The sequence below is a fragment of the Cupriavidus sp. IK-TO18 genome (assembly GCF_015549295.1).
Taxonomy (GTDB): Bacteria; Pseudomonadota; Gammaproteobacteria; order Burkholderiales; family Burkholderiaceae; genus Cupriavidus; species Cupriavidus oxalaticus_A.
In genome coordinates this window covers 36,103-49,850 of sequence record NZ_JADGMP010000025.1, presented here as the reverse complement: position 1 = coordinate 49,850, position 13,748 = coordinate 36,103, and the positions used below count along the sequence as shown (strand labels likewise).

12 protein-coding genes and 1 pseudogene are annotated in these 13,748 nt (G+C 61.7%); 6 read left to right on the top strand and 7 right to left on the bottom strand.

From position 1 onward, the window contains the following. Positions 1-4 precede the first annotated feature (4 nt). Positions 5-916, bottom strand: a complete 912-nt coding sequence (locus IPF36_RS18025; protein ID WP_133098099.1) for a LysR family transcriptional regulator — start codon at positions 914-916, stop codon at positions 5-7. Positions 917-1,172: 256 nt separating this feature from the next. Between IPF36_RS18025 and IPF36_RS18020 the strand changes: the two genes are divergently transcribed. Next, positions 1,173-2,189 carry a pyridoxal-phosphate dependent enzyme gene (locus IPF36_RS18020; RefSeq protein WP_368671169.1) on the top strand — a complete coding sequence of 339 codons (1,017 nt, stop codon included), beginning with the start codon at positions 1,173-1,175 and terminating at the stop codon, positions 2,187-2,189. A gap of 26 nt (positions 2,190-2,215) precedes the next feature. Beyond that, positions 2,216-3,184 (top strand): tripartite tricarboxylate transporter substrate binding protein, encoded by a 969-nt coding sequence (locus tag IPF36_RS18015; protein ID WP_195429497.1) that lies wholly within the window; start codon positions 2,216-2,218, stop codon positions 3,182-3,184. 681 nt (positions 3,185-3,865) lie between these two features. Here IPF36_RS18015 and IPF36_RS18010 read toward each other — a convergent pair. The 4 genes and pseudogenes from IPF36_RS18010 to IPF36_RS17995 all read right to left on the bottom strand — a co-directional run bounded on the left by IPF36_RS18010 (position 3,866) and on the right by IPF36_RS17995 (position 8,601). Beyond that, positions 3,866-4,149: pseudogene (locus IPF36_RS18010) on the bottom strand (type II toxin-antitoxin system RelE/ParE family toxin). After that, positions 4,136-4,432, bottom strand: coding sequence for a type II toxin-antitoxin system RelB/DinJ family antitoxin (locus tag IPF36_RS18005; protein WP_022540171.1), 297 nt, complete (start codon positions 4,430-4,432; stop codon positions 4,136-4,138). Before IPF36_RS18005 ends, IPF36_RS18010 begins: the two are co-directional and overlap by 14 nt. Before the next feature lie 480 nt (positions 4,433-4,912). Further along, positions 4,913-6,367 carry a patatin-like phospholipase family protein gene (locus IPF36_RS18000; RefSeq protein ID WP_195429414.1) on the bottom strand — a complete coding sequence of 485 codons (1,455 nt, stop codon included), beginning with the start codon at positions 6,365-6,367 and terminating at the stop codon, positions 4,913-4,915. Between the two features lie 431 nt (positions 6,368-6,798). Continuing rightward, positions 6,799-8,601 carry a sulfatase-like hydrolase/transferase gene (locus tag IPF36_RS17995; RefSeq protein WP_195429412.1) on the bottom strand — a complete coding sequence of 601 codons (1,803 nt, stop codon included), beginning with the start codon at positions 8,599-8,601 and terminating at the stop codon, positions 6,799-6,801. Positions 8,602-8,830: 229 nt separating this feature from the next. On the opposite strand from IPF36_RS17995, the gene IPF36_RS17990 reads away from it, so the two are divergent. Both IPF36_RS17990 and IPF36_RS17985 read left to right on the top strand, forming a co-directional pair. Next, on the top strand, positions 8,831-9,529 hold the full coding sequence (locus tag IPF36_RS17990) for a hypothetical protein (RefSeq protein ID WP_195429410.1): 699 nt from the start codon (positions 8,831-8,833) through the stop codon (positions 9,527-9,529). Beyond that, positions 9,507-10,934, top strand: a complete 1,428-nt coding sequence (locus IPF36_RS17985; RefSeq protein WP_195429408.1) for a DUF2252 domain-containing protein — start codon at positions 9,507-9,509, stop codon at positions 10,932-10,934. Before IPF36_RS17990 ends, IPF36_RS17985 begins: the two co-directional genes overlap by 23 nt. A 178-nt stretch (positions 10,935-11,112) precedes the next feature. On the opposite strand, the gene IPF36_RS17980 is transcribed toward IPF36_RS17985, so the two are convergent. Beyond that, entirely contained in the window at positions 11,113-11,445 is a 333-nt protein-coding gene (locus tag IPF36_RS17980) for a hypothetical protein (protein WP_195429406.1), read from the bottom strand. Between the two features lie 14 nt (positions 11,446-11,459). Further along, a complete protein-coding gene (locus IPF36_RS17975) occupies positions 11,460-11,627 on the bottom strand; it encodes a hypothetical protein (RefSeq protein ID WP_195429403.1) in 168 nt (55 codons plus the stop codon). 94 nt (positions 11,628-11,721) lie between these two features. Here IPF36_RS17975 and IPF36_RS17970 point away from each other — a divergent pair, with 94 nt between their 5' ends. Then, a complete protein-coding gene (locus IPF36_RS17970; RefSeq protein WP_195429401.1) occupies positions 11,722-11,991 on the top strand; it encodes an H-NS histone family protein in 270 nt (89 codons plus the stop codon). 197 nt (positions 11,992-12,188) lie between these two features. Then, complete coding sequence (locus IPF36_RS17965; RefSeq protein WP_195429399.1) at positions 12,189-13,715, top strand: DUF1254 domain-containing protein; 1,527 nt, start codon at positions 12,189-12,191, stop codon at positions 13,713-13,715. Positions 13,716-13,748: the final 33 nt, after the last annotated feature.

Below are 13,748 nucleotides of genomic sequence, written 5' to 3'. Positions count from 1 at the left end.
GTTATCACTGCAGAGCAGCCAGGCGCTGACGGCACAGGCTTACGAACTGCTGGGCCGCAGTGGATTGGCCTTGGGTCGGATGAAAGGCAAGGATTGCCCGGAACCGAACGGGCGCGGTGAGTGGTACGCTTCGCAGCCCGAGGGCTACGTAGATACGGGCCACCAATGGATTGGTGATCGCGAGGCCAGCGCCGGCCAAGGCGAGGGAACACTGCGTGTGGCTATAAGGTGTGGTTGCCACGAAACGCGGCTCGATGCCGAGCTCGGCAAAGCACGCTTGCAGCCGGCGTTGCGCAGGATCCGCAGCGTCCAAGCCGATTAACGGTACGTCGATCAGATCCTCGATTCCGACCTTTGCGCGCGTCGCGAAAGGATGCGTCGCGGGCGCGACGCAAACGGCCTGCACTGAATAGAATTCGGACGCAGTCAGACCACTGGTGTCCGCCTCGTCGCCCATGAACGCGATATCGAGTTCGCGTTGAAGCAAGCGTTCGCGCAAGCCCCGCGAGCTGTCGACCTCCAGCTGGCAACGAACGCGGGGATAGCTGTAAATGAAATCGGCCACCGAAGACGGCATCACGCTGGACGCCATGGCGTGCAAGGCCCCCACGCGCAGGACCGTGTCTTCGTGGGAACGCAATTGATCGATCTTGCGTTGCACAGCGTTAAGCCCGACATAGACGCGCTCGACTTCGTCCATCAGCGACGCCGCCTCCGGTGTCGGCACCATACGGCCTTTGGTTCGATCGAACAGTCTTAACCGCGCTGCGTTTTCCAGTTGTAGCACGATCTGTGTCACGGCGGGCTGGCTGATGTGCAACGCTTCGGCGGCCCGGCGCGCCGATCCCAGACGCATCACCATGCGAAACACCTCGATTTGCCGAGCGCTGATCACGATGTCGGCGGCTGTTCCCATATCCACCCTATAAGTTTTACTTAACTTGATTATCGAAACGCCCGCGTTGCCCCAGGGTGCCTTCGCATAGACTCAGGTCACTATCACCTGGGCTTCTACCATGCGCGCCAGCCACTCTCCGCATCTCACCGAACCGCTTGTCAACCCGGCGATGCACGCCCTGCAATGCATTACGTGTCACGCCCAATATCCGGTCAGTGACATGCCGGAAGGGTGCACGGCCTGCGCAAGCGCTGGCCGGCCAAGCAGTCTCGAAGTGGTCTACCACCTCCAGGCACTGGATTTTGCACCAAAAAGCGGAAGTTATATGTGGGGGCATTGGCAGCCCTACCTGGAAGGCGTGTCGCTGGGAGAGGGCGCCACGCCATGCGTGCCGGTTCGGACCCTTGCTTCGCTAGCAGACGTGGCCTCCATCTGGCTCAAGAATGAAGGCGCAAATCCTACGGGATCGCACAAGGATCGCATGTCGGCGCAGGCCGTAAGCCGGGCTCTCGATATTGGCGCGAGCGAGGTGGTACTGGCGTCAAGCGGCAACGCCGCAGTCTCGGCCGCGGCCTATTGCGCCGCCGCGGGTCTGGCCTGCGAAGTCGCGACCTACCAGGCGCTTCCATCCGTGTTTGACGCGGCGTTGCGCTATTACGGCGCACGGCGTGTTATTTGCGACAACGGTCACGCGCGATGGGAACATGTCCGCCGCCGCGTCAAGGAGGCGGGAGCCTTTGCGCTGACCAACTATAGCGTGCCCGCAGTGGGCAGCCCGGTATTTGGTGTTGAAGGTTACCGCGCTGTCGCACTGGAGTGGGTGGTTCAAGGATGCCGCCCCGACCATGTCATGGTGCCAACAGCGCGGGGGGATTTGTTGTGGGGCATCTATAGCGCGCTGCGGGACCTCGTCGCCCTGGGGCACGTCTCGAAGATGCCTCGCCTTTGGGCGATCGAGCCGTTTCCACGGCTTTCGCGCGTGCTGGCGGGCGCGTCGCAGCAGTCCGACTTCCCAGGCGCGACCCAACAATTTTCCACCGCCGGGTCAACCGTTACTGCCCAGCAGGTCCACGCAGTCAGGCAATCGGGAGGTGGCGCGGTGGTCATCGATGACGCTGCAGCACGCGCGGGCACCCGCCAACTCGCTGCCGCCGGTTTTTGGGTCGAACTGTGTGCGGGGGCGGGGCTGGCTGCCGCGCAAGCGCTGCGTGCCGACGGGCGCATCGACAAAGCGGAAGCCGTCATGCTGATGCTGACTGCACGCGGCGAACGCGATCCGGGACAAGCATGATTTCCAAACAACCTGCGGGGCCACTCATGAGCTTGCGTTCTCCATTTATTGCCATCACTTTTTGCCTCTCCTCGCACGTGCCGTCGGCCCTGGCCGCCTATCCTGAAAAGCCGATTCGATTGATCGTGCCCTGGGCTGCCGGTGGCAGTACCGATGCACTGGCCCGTGCGTTGGCACAACGCATGAGCGAAACGATGGGCCAGCCTGTCGTTGTCGACAATCGCGCGGGCGCTTCCGGCCGCATCGGCGCCGACATGTTGGCAAAGTCGGCCCCTGACGGCTACACGCTGGGTGTCATTGAACTGGCGCATACCGTTGCACCGTCCGTGTTCCGCCAGATTTCATACGATGTGTTGCGCGACTTTGCGCCCGTTTCATTGCTTGGCGAGGCACCCCTTGTCTTGTTCGTGGATAGCACGCACTATCGAGCAGGCGACATCCAACGGTTCCTTGCGGACTCACGCAAGGCAGGAATGCCCCTGCAGCTTGCCACAAGCGGGAACGGCACAATTAGCCATCTGGCCGCCAAGATGCTGGAAACCCAGACTGGGATCCCGGTCGATGCCGTGCCATATCGGGGCTCGGCGCCGGCGCTGACCGATGTGTCTGCGCAACTGGTCAAAGGCCATTTCGCAACCCTGGCAAGCGGCAGCAGCCTCCTTGGTGGCAGTAAGATCTCGGCGCTGATGGTGACTGGTCCGGCGCGTGTGTCTTCGCTTCCTGGCGTTCCCACTGCGGCAGAAGCCAAGCTTCCGGGATTGCAGGTCAGCCAATGGTGGGCCCTGGTGGCACCCGCGCGAACACCCTCGACCGTCGTGAGCAAGCTGGCGGGCGAAGTCCGCTCGGCATTGGCGAGTCCGCAGGCCAAAGCACGGCTCGACAGCCAGGGTATCGATCTCAAAGCATCGTCACCTGCTCAACTCGGAGATCGGCTTCGCGAAGAGGTGGATCGTTGGGCGAGCCTGGTGAAACAAGCTGGCATTCAACCCGAATAAGCGGCGTCGGCTGCTTCGTCGCACCCGCCCCCCGCCCCAAGTGATGGACCGCGTCCCGGGGGTAGCTGGCCGCAACCTACCGGGTTCCGTGCCCGGCCAGCACTAGAACGGGAAGCGCGCACAGCGGCCGTGGTGCCTGGGCTGGGCAGGCCACGATGGTGGAGGGCGCCCTTGAAATCCCCCGCGAATGCCTGGCGACTCACCGGTATGCCTGCGGGGCGCCAGCGGCGGAACAGCCGACGTCGTGCATTGAGAGTGGCGTGCTTCACCGTCGGTTGCCGGCCGCGTTGCCCGGCATGCCTGTTGCGAACATCGGACCGGGATGTTCCCGAGCGCTTTGAGCACTGATGGGATTAAGTCCTTATAAATGCAATTAACTGCCCACTAGCGAGTTCTCCAGACTTTGTGTTGCGTCAGGCGAGCTGCGGACCGCCTGACTCTCGGAGTCACATACAACGCGTGGCAACAATCTCAACAAGGCAGTCGACGAGCTGCCGCGACGATCAGCGTCGAAGCCGGCGCGCCGTGTTTGCGCGTCCTGGACGCGACGTCAGGCAGCGTTAGTGCTTGGATGTTTCAGGTGGTCTGTCACGCAAAAGGCTGGTGGGTTCGCCGAGGGCGAAGCCGAAAGCGCGTAGCGGCAGGGCGGCGCACCCATTTTTTGGTCAGTCCTCGCCTGGCTCAACCGGGCGACGGCCATTGCTGCGCGGCATGGAGTACCCGCAGGATCCGGATGGAGGTGGCATCCACGGCGTACACGACCAGGTAGTTGGCCGCCACGACCATCTCGCGCGTGCCCGCGACGCGGCCGGCTCGGTAGAGCTCGGGGTGTTCCGGCAGCCGTGCCGCTTTCGCTTCGAGGCGTCCTTCAGGCTCTGGGCCGCATCCGGATTATCATCCGAGATGTAGTCAACGATGGCGAGAAGATCGGCCCTGGCCCACCGCGTCCATTCAACCGCGCGCACGGCGTTTCCGGTCGATCAGCGCCTGAACGTCGTCCATGACCTGGTCATGCGGGAGCGGCGGGGCCGGGTCGGTCAGCGCTTGCTGGACCTTGGCGCGGAACCAAGCATCATAGGTCTCGGGATCCGTCGTCAGACCGGGCGGCAGCCCGCCCTCCTTGGCGATCCGTGTCAACAGGATGCGAACTGCGTCGGACACGGTTAGCCCGACGCTGGCAAGGTTTTGCGTGGCCCGGGCTTTAAGGTCGTCGTCCACCCGGATGTGCAACATTGAAGTATGCGCCATGGAAATCTCCTATGCTTGGACCTGCATTATGCATCTCAATTGAGATACAACCAAGGGGTGAGCGCGGGACCGTGGTATCCGCATGCGCCACGCCACGTTCAGGCGCGATCACGGTGCCAAGGCGGGGCACTCGAGCTGGGCTGGAGGGGCTGCGGTCGCGCATCTGGCCGCCTCGCCGCGGCCTCCTTGGTCTAGCCCATGGGGCCAACGGGCCCAGCCGACGTCCAGCCAAAATGTGCCCCATTATCAACATAACGCCAGAAGAGCGATTTTTTGCCGGCTGCCGGAAGGTTACGTTAATGGGCGGGGCGGACGTTTGTTGGCGCCGCCAGCCCCTCAGCCGGTCGTCGACGCACCGGGCTCGAAAGAAACGGCAGCATCGAAATGCGCTGGCGAGAACATCTGACGCTCTAGGGCGCAGGCGAGCGGCAGGAAATAAATTATCTGGATGTGGACGCAATTGTTGCCGCATCGCAGGCATTAGGGTTGTCCGGCGCCTTGCTCGCTTGGGGGCACAATCTTGGCCCCGACATCCCTTAGCAGCCGCTGGAAATCGGGCGACGCCAAGATAATCTTGCCCGCGGCTGCCCGAAGCCGGTCGACGGCCTCGGCTGACAGGGAGAACGAGGTGGGCAGTTGGTTCAGGTAGTCCAGCTCCGCCTTGTCTGTCAACTGCGCGAACGATACATCGATAGCGTAGATGGTCGTGTCCGGCGTGCGCAACGTCTTGGATATGGCAGCATCCTTGTTCGCCGCAAAGGCGGAGGACTGACGGACCTGGCGCATGGCATGCCACCGCGCCTGGCTGTCCTTCAACAACTCGGTGGCCTCGTAGGAATAGTGGTCAATCGGAACGCCCGTCGCTTTGACCAGTATTTCCAGCGTACCGGGCGGAGACTCGGATTTGTCCCATGCTGTCCTGGGCGTGGAGAGCGAGTTGACGACAAAAACAACGATCCTGCGTGTACGGTCGAGCGGGCTAGGCTGGCCGACCAGATGCAGCGCTTCGATCAACTCAAGGGAGTCCAGCACGCTGCGCATGCCCAGATTGTCGGAGACACCGCCATCCACGAGATGAATGTAGGGCCGCTCGATACTGTTTTCCAGTTCCGCCTCCTCTTTCAGGTGGCGGGTCGCACGCGCAGCCGGCCGCGGTGCATCGTTCGTATTGATAAACGGCCTGACCCATTCGGGTGCAGCGTAGCCACAGTTGCCCCCGTAGTTGTTAAGCGTCACGGGCGTCAGTACTACGGGGACTGCCGACGAGGCGGCCGCGGCGCGCGCGAGCCGTACTGCATTCAGGTCCGAGCACAGTACGTCGAAGGTGCTCTGGGTGAAGGCCAGGCGGGCGCCTGTGGAAATGTCGGTGGCAGAGGCAATGATGAACGGGCCGTTCGCGCGATCCAGGTCGCCAAAGGTCGCACCGTTGAACAGTATCTCGTCGTACAGATCGGCCGCAAGCTCAGAGCGGCCCCAGCCTCCCGACCACAAGGATGGCCAGTAGGCAGGGTTGAGTGTGCGCCAAGTAATCTCTCCCTGAACGTCGCGCTTGAGGAATCGCTGTTCGTAATCGTCGAAGAGCTTTTCGCCATAGAGCCCATAGGCAAGAGCGGTAAAGCTGCCGCCAGACACGCCGGTAATGACGCCGACATGGTCAAGCAGGCGCGATCGGTTGCCCCTTGGTCCAACGACATCCGTGTTCCGCAGGAATTCGAGCACGCCATAGGAGAAAGCAGCGGCGCGAGTGCCGCCACCTGAAAAGGCCAGGACCACCAGGTTTTCGCTAGTGGCCGAATACTGCGGGCGCGTGGTGAATCGATAGCCGGTATTGGGGTCGGCATGGGCCAGCGGCGGGTTGACTGGCCGGCTCGCGCAGCCGCAGATGAGGAGCGATGCCGCCAGTACCGCCAATGCCGGCTTCGAAAGACGTCTCATGGATTCTCCGGGACGGTCGTGCAGGTCTCTCTCTCTCTCTCTCTCTCTCTCTCTCTCTCTCTCTCTCTCTCTCTCTCTCTCTCTCTCTCTCTTTGCGATGCGCAAACTTGGCTTTCAGGAAACGGGCCACTACCAGCCATTCAGCATAGTCGGAAATCCGGCACGGCTCGATCGCGGCGAGCAGCAGACCGTATTTTTCCGGTCCACTGGGCTGTTGCGATACCACATGAGCGCACGCTGCCTGCGGGGATTTCTGTGACGAAGGGAGCGAGAAACCCAGTGAGCCGGAACTTGCAGGATTACGCCCGCAAACGCTCGCCCACACATCCGGGGAGACGTGGTGCATGGAAGCGTAGCAGGAAGCTAGCACTGCAGTTGAAAGCGCAGTGAGCCGCGGTAGCCCATCCCACTAACAAATCAACGCGTCAACGTCATGCGCCGGTCATCGTCTCTGCCGAGACTTCCCACCCGGCGTCGATACCACCTGGCAGCATCTGCCCACGGTCTTCACCAACCTCGACGTCTATCAGGCGATTCAGCTTATTGTTCATTGCGACGACAAGCTCGAGGTGTCTGCGTTCCGCAGCCAGATTATGCATTTCGAACGGGTCAGTCTGCAGGTCATAAAGCTCCACATCATTGATCCGATAGAGTTCTTCCGGTGTCGTGGGTCGGTTATGCTGCTTGGGCGAGAAGTAGCGAGCGAAACTATACCGTCCATCATGGATGGAACGCACGGCGCCTCGCTTCATCAAATCGGGTCGGATGCCGGCACTCTTTAGCTGGTCCGGTTTTCCGCCTTTCTGGATGTGGTCCACGGCTTTGAAGAGAAAGTCGCCATCGATGTAGGCGAGCATGTTGTAGCAGAACAGCGCACCGTCGCGAACGGTATTCGGATCGGCTTTCTCAGGGGCGCCAAGCACTCCCGAAAAATCCTTCCCGGCCAGCCCCTTGACGATGGAAGCGCGTCTATCGGGGGCAACGCCGGTCATTGCGACCAGCGTCGGCGCAATATCCAGGTGTGACGTTACGGCGCGACATTGCTTGCCACCGGGGTAAGCCGGGTGCGCAATGATCAAGGGAACATTGTTCTGTTCCCGATATGAGACGGCTCCCTTGGCGTGGAGCTGATGGGCGCCGTCCATATCGCCGTGGTCGGACGTCAGAATTACGATAGTCTTGTCGGTAAGGCCTCCCGCATCAAGTTCGGCCAGAATGGCTGCAATATTGCGGTCAACATCGCGCATGCAATTCAGGTAATAGTTATGCCGCCGGCGCCAGCGTGCGTCCTCGTTGGGAATCGCCCCGACCAAGGCATCGTGCGAGCGCAGGAAATCGCGGTGGGCTGGGGGCCGCCCCGGTGCGTCGAGGGCCTGCACCCGGCTTTCCGGGAGCGAGAAGCCCCACTGCCTGGCGTACAGCGGGTCGGCCGGGTCGCGGGCTACGTGCGCGAGACCGCGCATTGCCTGAACCTGGGTGCCGGGAGCGTCGGTATCGTAGAACATCACGTCATGAGGGTTGACGAGATTGACAGCGAGGAACCACGGCTTTCCCTGTGCCGCCAGCTCGCGCCCCTTTCCGCGCAACCAGCTCACGCCCATTGCAGATATTACGCCGTCATGCAGGTAACCGCCGCTGGTGTGGGCGATGATGTCGCCAATACCGATGTAATCGGAGAAGCCATAGGCCTCCATTTCGGCCGTAAAGATCCTGGTCGGCGTACCAAGCTTGTTGACTGTCTCGAATTCCTTGGTGAGATGCCACTTGCCTTTGTAAGCGGTGTAGTAGCCTGCATCGCGTAGCATGTCGCCGAGCGTCCGCATCTCGGTCGACATGCTACTTATCCAGGGGAAGTTGGTGTTGTCGAACATTCGCGTATGCTGGATGTGCTGCCCCGAGTAAATTACGGAACGGGATGGCGTACAGACGCAAGAGTTAATCCGATGGTTGACGAACGTCGTACCTTGCTTCATGAGGCGTTCGTGCGCAGGCAAGCTATAGCCCGCTGGCAATTCTCCCGGCCGGAAATGGCGCTCCTGATCGACAAGGATGAACAGGATATTAAACGGGCCAGGTGTGCGACCATCCTTGTGTTGCGCCGAGTTGCTGGCGTCACGCGCTGCCGCCCACGTGTTGTCGCTCGAGCCGACGCTCAACGCCACGGCTCCCATTCCCGCTGTGCGCAAAAACTCCCGGCGGGTCAGCGCGAAACCCAGTTCCTTGTCACTTGCCATCTCCGCCTCCCTCATCTGTAGCGCGAGTCGCAAGGTGGACTTTCAAGTCACGGCATGCTGTCGGGCAGGTAGGACAAGAGCAGCCTAGCAATATCGCCCTTTGCCAACAAGCCGACTCCCGGCAGCTGCTGCAAGTGGAATGTGGGCTACCACACACAGGATCGGAAGACGTTTTTTGTAGCGTACGACCGGCCGGCTAGTATGGACTCTGCGGGACCAAGAGAATGAAGTGTATTCCTCGCTCCTTCTGGACCGGAAAGTGGCCGCCTTCGCGGCAATTTCATTCTCGTGCGGATCCGAGCCAGAGTACATGGTGTCGATGATCGCGTTCGCCACCATGCTACCGCTGGGATTCCTGAAGGGGGTCATCGTGGCGGTCCTGATGTCGATGCTGCTGCTGATCCGCCGCGTCGCCCATCCGCGCATGGCCAGTTGGGCTGCATTCGGGGTCCGGGCATCTTCACCGACATGGAGCGTCACCCCGCGAACCAGCCCCTTTCCGGTAGAGCTCGTGCGCCAAGTCATGCGGTCGCGCGTCCGGAGCGGTGCCGGCCCGGTTCGGCTGGTGAATTGCGATCTCTCCCTCAGTCCCGTCGTCGACTTGGCGGACGCGCTCATGCTTCTGGCCCGGCACAAGGAACAGCAGGCGGCCGGTGCCGTGCTGCGACTTGTCGGTGCACATGCCCCCACGCGCGACATGCTCCGCACCGAAGGAATGGAGAAGCAGTTGGATCGTCTCGAGCGCCACCTGACGGGGCGGACGCGGTCGATGTTTCCGGGCCGGCATGGGTGCGGTCACCGGACGCCATTGCGCCGGCTGCGGAAGCAGGGCAAATGTGCAGGGCGACAGCAAAAATCGATCAAACGATGCAGCAGATGCAGCGGATGCAGGGAAAGGACCAGCCATGAACAAGGCAGACAAACATAGTCGAGGAACGGAGAGCGAAGGGTATGCCGCAGGATCCTACCTGACCGCCGACGAACGGGCGGCAAAGGGGAGGCTGCTGCGCGACGCAGTGCCACGTACCTCACAAGCCGGATGGACCCCGGCGCCCGACCGCCGAGATCCGGTGACGCTGCTGAAAGAGTCGAATTCAGGTCGGATCATGCAACTAGTACCCATCCGATTCGGCCGCATGTCTGCCTCGCCCTTCGCCTTCTACCGGGGTGCGGCGGCGATCATGGCGGCGGATCTGGCCACCACACCCAACAGCGGAATCCGGGTACAGGCCTGCGGGGACGCGCACCTGATGAACTTCGGCGGCTTCGCCACGCCGGAGCGCAACGTGATCTTCGACATCAACGATCTGGACGAGACGCTGCCGGCACCCTTCGAGTGGGACCTGAAGCGGCTGGCGGCGAGCATCGTCATCGCGGCGGACCATCTGGCGCTGCCAAAGAGTGACGCGGCCCGCGTGGTGACCGACGTCGTGCGCGAGTACCGCGAGCGGATACACAACTACGGCTGGATGCGCGCGCTGGACGTCTGGTACGACCGCATCGACCTGCAGAAGTACGAAGACCGCTCAGGCGACCCCGACGTCGTCGCGGCGGCGCGCAAACGACTGGCCCAGCGCATTGAGATAGAACGGCGCAAGTCCGTGCCCGATCACCTGTATCCCAAGCTCGTCTCGGAAGAGGGCGAGAGGCTTAGGATCAAAGACGAGCCGCCGCTGATCTTCCATCCGTCAGTAGAACTCGCCCCGGGGCTGACGTCGGGCTACGATGAAGCCATCGCATCATACCGAGAGAGCCTGGCAGACCATACACGGGTATTGTTCGACCGCTTTCACTTCTTCGACCTGGCCATCAAGGTGGTCGGCGTCGGCAGCGTCGGCACGATGTGCGGCGTGGGCCTGTTCATGGCCGCAGACAACGATCCGCTGTTCCTGCAGGTGAAGGAGGCGCGGGCGTCGGTGCTGGAGCCGTATGCCGGCAAGAGCGTGTATCCAAATCACGGGCAGCGCGTGATCGTCGGTCAGCGGCTAATGCAGTCCGCGAGCGACGTTTTTCTGGGGTGGACCCGCGGCAAGAACGGCCGTGACTTCTACATCCGCCAGTTGCGTGACATGAAGATGTCCGCCGTCATTGAGGACTGGGATGCCGGCATGCTGAGGCAGTATGGTCGAATGTGCGCCCACGCGCTGGCCCGCGCGCACGCACGGTCCGGCGATGCCGCGATGATTGCTGGGTACATGGGATCAGGCCAGACCTTTGACGACGCGATCTGCGAGTTCGCCACCGAATACAGCTCGCAGAACCGAAGCGACTTCCGCGCCTTCATCGCCGCAATCCGTGAGGGGCGCATCGAGACGAAGGTCGAGGAGGAATAGGCCCGTTGATACCAAAGGGCTCACCGAACGCCTTTCGATATTGTTCCGCGAACCTCGACAAGTGCCTAAATCAACACTTCATGGCAATTTCTGAGACCGAACTGGTTTGCATTGGGGTAATCAAGTCGCGCAGCGCACCATTCAGCCGGACATTCAAGAACCACCGGCTGGGGGTCATTCACACGCTTCGCCGGAAGATCAGTTCGAGGCCGCGCAGGCTGTAGCCACTGCGTTGGGCGATCTGCGCGATCGCGACGTTTGGGTCCTCGCCAGTCATGACGAGTCGTTCGCAGGCAAGAATCAGGTGGTAATGCCGTTCCGCCGCAGTCGTCTTTCCCGGACGAATGCCGACGTTAAATAATGAATCCACATAGCCTGCCAGCAGGGCTCCCGACATGGCGTCGGCGAGATTCGGTCCGATTCCCCCAAATGGCTCCAGCGATCTCGCCAGCGCCATAGCATCGTCTGCAAGGCGCGTCAGCAGAAAGCGCCCGCCCTGCGCAAGGCGCACCGAAGCAGATTCCCTTATTGGCAATACCGGACATTGCCGACCACGAGTCGCTGGTGCCCCATGGTTGCGCGTTGGGCGGACAGCAACCGGTGTTCGAAACGTCCACCGTAGATGACGTCGAACGCCTGCGACGGCTCGAAGCCGGAGTAGGTGTGCCTCAGGTAGGTGAGCGGCAGTTGCACGCCGGACACTCCTGGGGTTTTCGCTTTTCGGATAGCGCACACACGATGTGGTGGCTATTTTGGCTGCAAGGACGGCGACCTCGGGGTACGACGGATGACTGGGAACTACCGCGAAGCCAAAGCAGGGATTCGAGCGCCGGAAGCTCAGCGCGGGCCATTGCGCCGCGAGGAGTTGCGCGGCTTGCTTCTACAGATGCGGCGCACCATTCGGGCATACGGCATCACGCCGGACCAGCTTTTCGGCCCCGATCTGTCGGATCTGGTGCGTTTCCGTGACCCCGAAACCGGCAAGACCTGGAACGGGCTGGGGCGTCCGCCGAACTGGATCCGGGGTAAGGATCGCGACCGATATCGGGTCGGCTGACTTCATGGAAGCCGGCCCACTGGCCCTGTTCAAGGCCGATGGCCAATTGCGCACTTTTCTTAACTCGCAGCTCCAAAAGATTCACTTCCCCATGCCACCGGGACTGCCCGAGACTCACGCGGAGTGAGAGTCGGCCGTCGTATCCGCTGGCCTGTGCCCAGACAAGAAAGCAAAAACCTCAGCAAGGAGTAGCAGTCATGAAGCCCTCCCTTCAGACCTTCACGCGATTCGCCGCCGCGGTGGCCGTACTCTTCTGGTCCAGTGCGTCGTCGGCTCAGACTTCGCGCTACGACGCGCTGATCAATGCCCCCTTCGAGAAGGACTATCCGACACCGGCCGCAGCCAGCCTCCTGCGCGATGAATTGATCTTTCAGCGCGCCGCGCAAGCTTATCTGTGGGCCCTCCCTGCCATGAACCTCTGGGCGATGAAGGAAGGCTCGGAGAAAGTCTTCGGTGCGGGCTACAACGTGCTGCCCACGTGGAAGGAGCGCATCCGGGCGTCGACGCTGGTGACGACACCCAACTCCGACGTCGTCTATGCGATGGGCTATCTGGACCTGAAGAAGGACGGCCCGCTCGTCGTGGAAGCCCCGGCCGGCGTCCAGGGTATCCTCGATGACTTCTTCCAGCGTCCGCTTGTCGGCCCGACCGTGGACGGGCACACGTGGACGGGGGATGTCGGCCTTGCCGGCCCGGACAAGGGCAAGGGTGGCATCTACGTGCTGCTGCCGCCGGACTACAAGGGTGAGCCGCCGAAGGGCAGCGTACCGAAGGGCGCTTTTGTCTATCGTTCGCGTACCTACAACGTATTCCTGTTCTGGCGCACGTTCTTCACAGACCCCAAGGACTTGGCGAAGCCGAACGCGCAGATTGCGGCCACGCGGATTTATCCGCTCGGACAGAAGGCGAGCGCCAGGCCGATGCAGTTTCCGGATGGCAATGCCAAGCCAGCCGACCTGCTGTTCCCGCGCGACGGCGCCTATTTCGACATGCTGTCGCGGTTCATCGACAGTGAATATGTCGATCCGTCCGATCTGGACATGCGAGGTTTCCTCCATACGATCGGCATCGAGAAGGGCAAGCCGTTCTCGCCGACGCCTGAAATCCGGGCGCTGCTCGATCGCGCCGCGAAGTCTGCGTTCAAGATCAGCAAGGTCGTGATCGACGAGATGCTTCCACACGAGCCAGGCGGGAAGTACTATTCGGACCGCCAATGGGTCAACGTGTTTGCCGGCGAGGACACTTCGTTCCAGTCCGCCCGCACCTACACCAATCTGGAGCAGCGCTCCGCCTACTTCACGAGCGCATATTCGGCCAGTCCGGGCATGGTGAAGAACCTTGTCGATGCGGGCGCGAAGTACCCGGTCACGTTCCGCGACAAGGATGGCAATTTCCTCGATGGCGGGCAGTCGTACAAATTGCACCTGCCACCGAACATCCCGGCGAAGAATTTCTGGTCAGCCACTGTCTATGACGCGACGACCGGTTCCGGTCTCGACAACGGCCAGGACCACCCGTCGCTGAACCAGATGGACAAGCCAGTCCAGAACGCCGATGGCTCCACGGACCTGTATTTCGGCCCGACGGCCCCTGCCGGCAAGGAGAAGAACTGGCTTCGCACATTGCCCGGCAAGGGCTATTTCGTGATCCTTCGCCTCTATTCCCCACAGAAGGCGTTCTTCGATCAGACCTGGAAGCCCGGCGACATTGAAAAGCCCAAATGAAGTTCGCAATTCAACTGGTGTTGAATTCATCAA

Coding starts and splice junctions, on each gene's coding strand:
- IPF36_RS18025 (WP_133098099.1), bottom strand. CDS start 916: ATGGGAACAGCCGCCGACATCGTGATCAGCGCTCGGCAAATCGAGGTG.
- IPF36_RS17970 (WP_195429401.1), top strand. CDS start 11,722: ATGACTGGGAACTACCGCGAAGCCAAAGCAGGGATTCGAGCGCCGGAA.
- IPF36_RS18000 (WP_195429414.1), bottom strand. CDS start 6,367: ATGAGACGTCTTTCGAAGCCGGCATTGGCGGTACTGGCGGCATCGCTC.
- IPF36_RS18015 (WP_195429497.1), top strand. CDS start 2,216: ATGAGCTTGCGTTCTCCATTTATTGCCATCACTTTTTGCCTCTCCTCG.
- IPF36_RS17965 (WP_195429399.1), top strand. CDS start 12,189: ATGAAGCCCTCCCTTCAGACCTTCACGCGATTCGCCGCCGCGGTGGCC.
- IPF36_RS17995 (WP_195429412.1), bottom strand. CDS start 8,601: ATGGCAAGTGACAAGGAACTGGGTTTCGCGCTGACCCGCCGGGAGTTT.
- IPF36_RS18005 (WP_022540171.1), bottom strand. CDS start 4,432: ATGGCGCATACTTCAATGTTGCACATCCGGGTGGACGACGACCTTAAA.
- IPF36_RS17985 (WP_195429408.1), top strand. CDS start 9,507: ATGAACAAGGCAGACAAACATAGTCGAGGAACGGAGAGCGAAGGGTAT.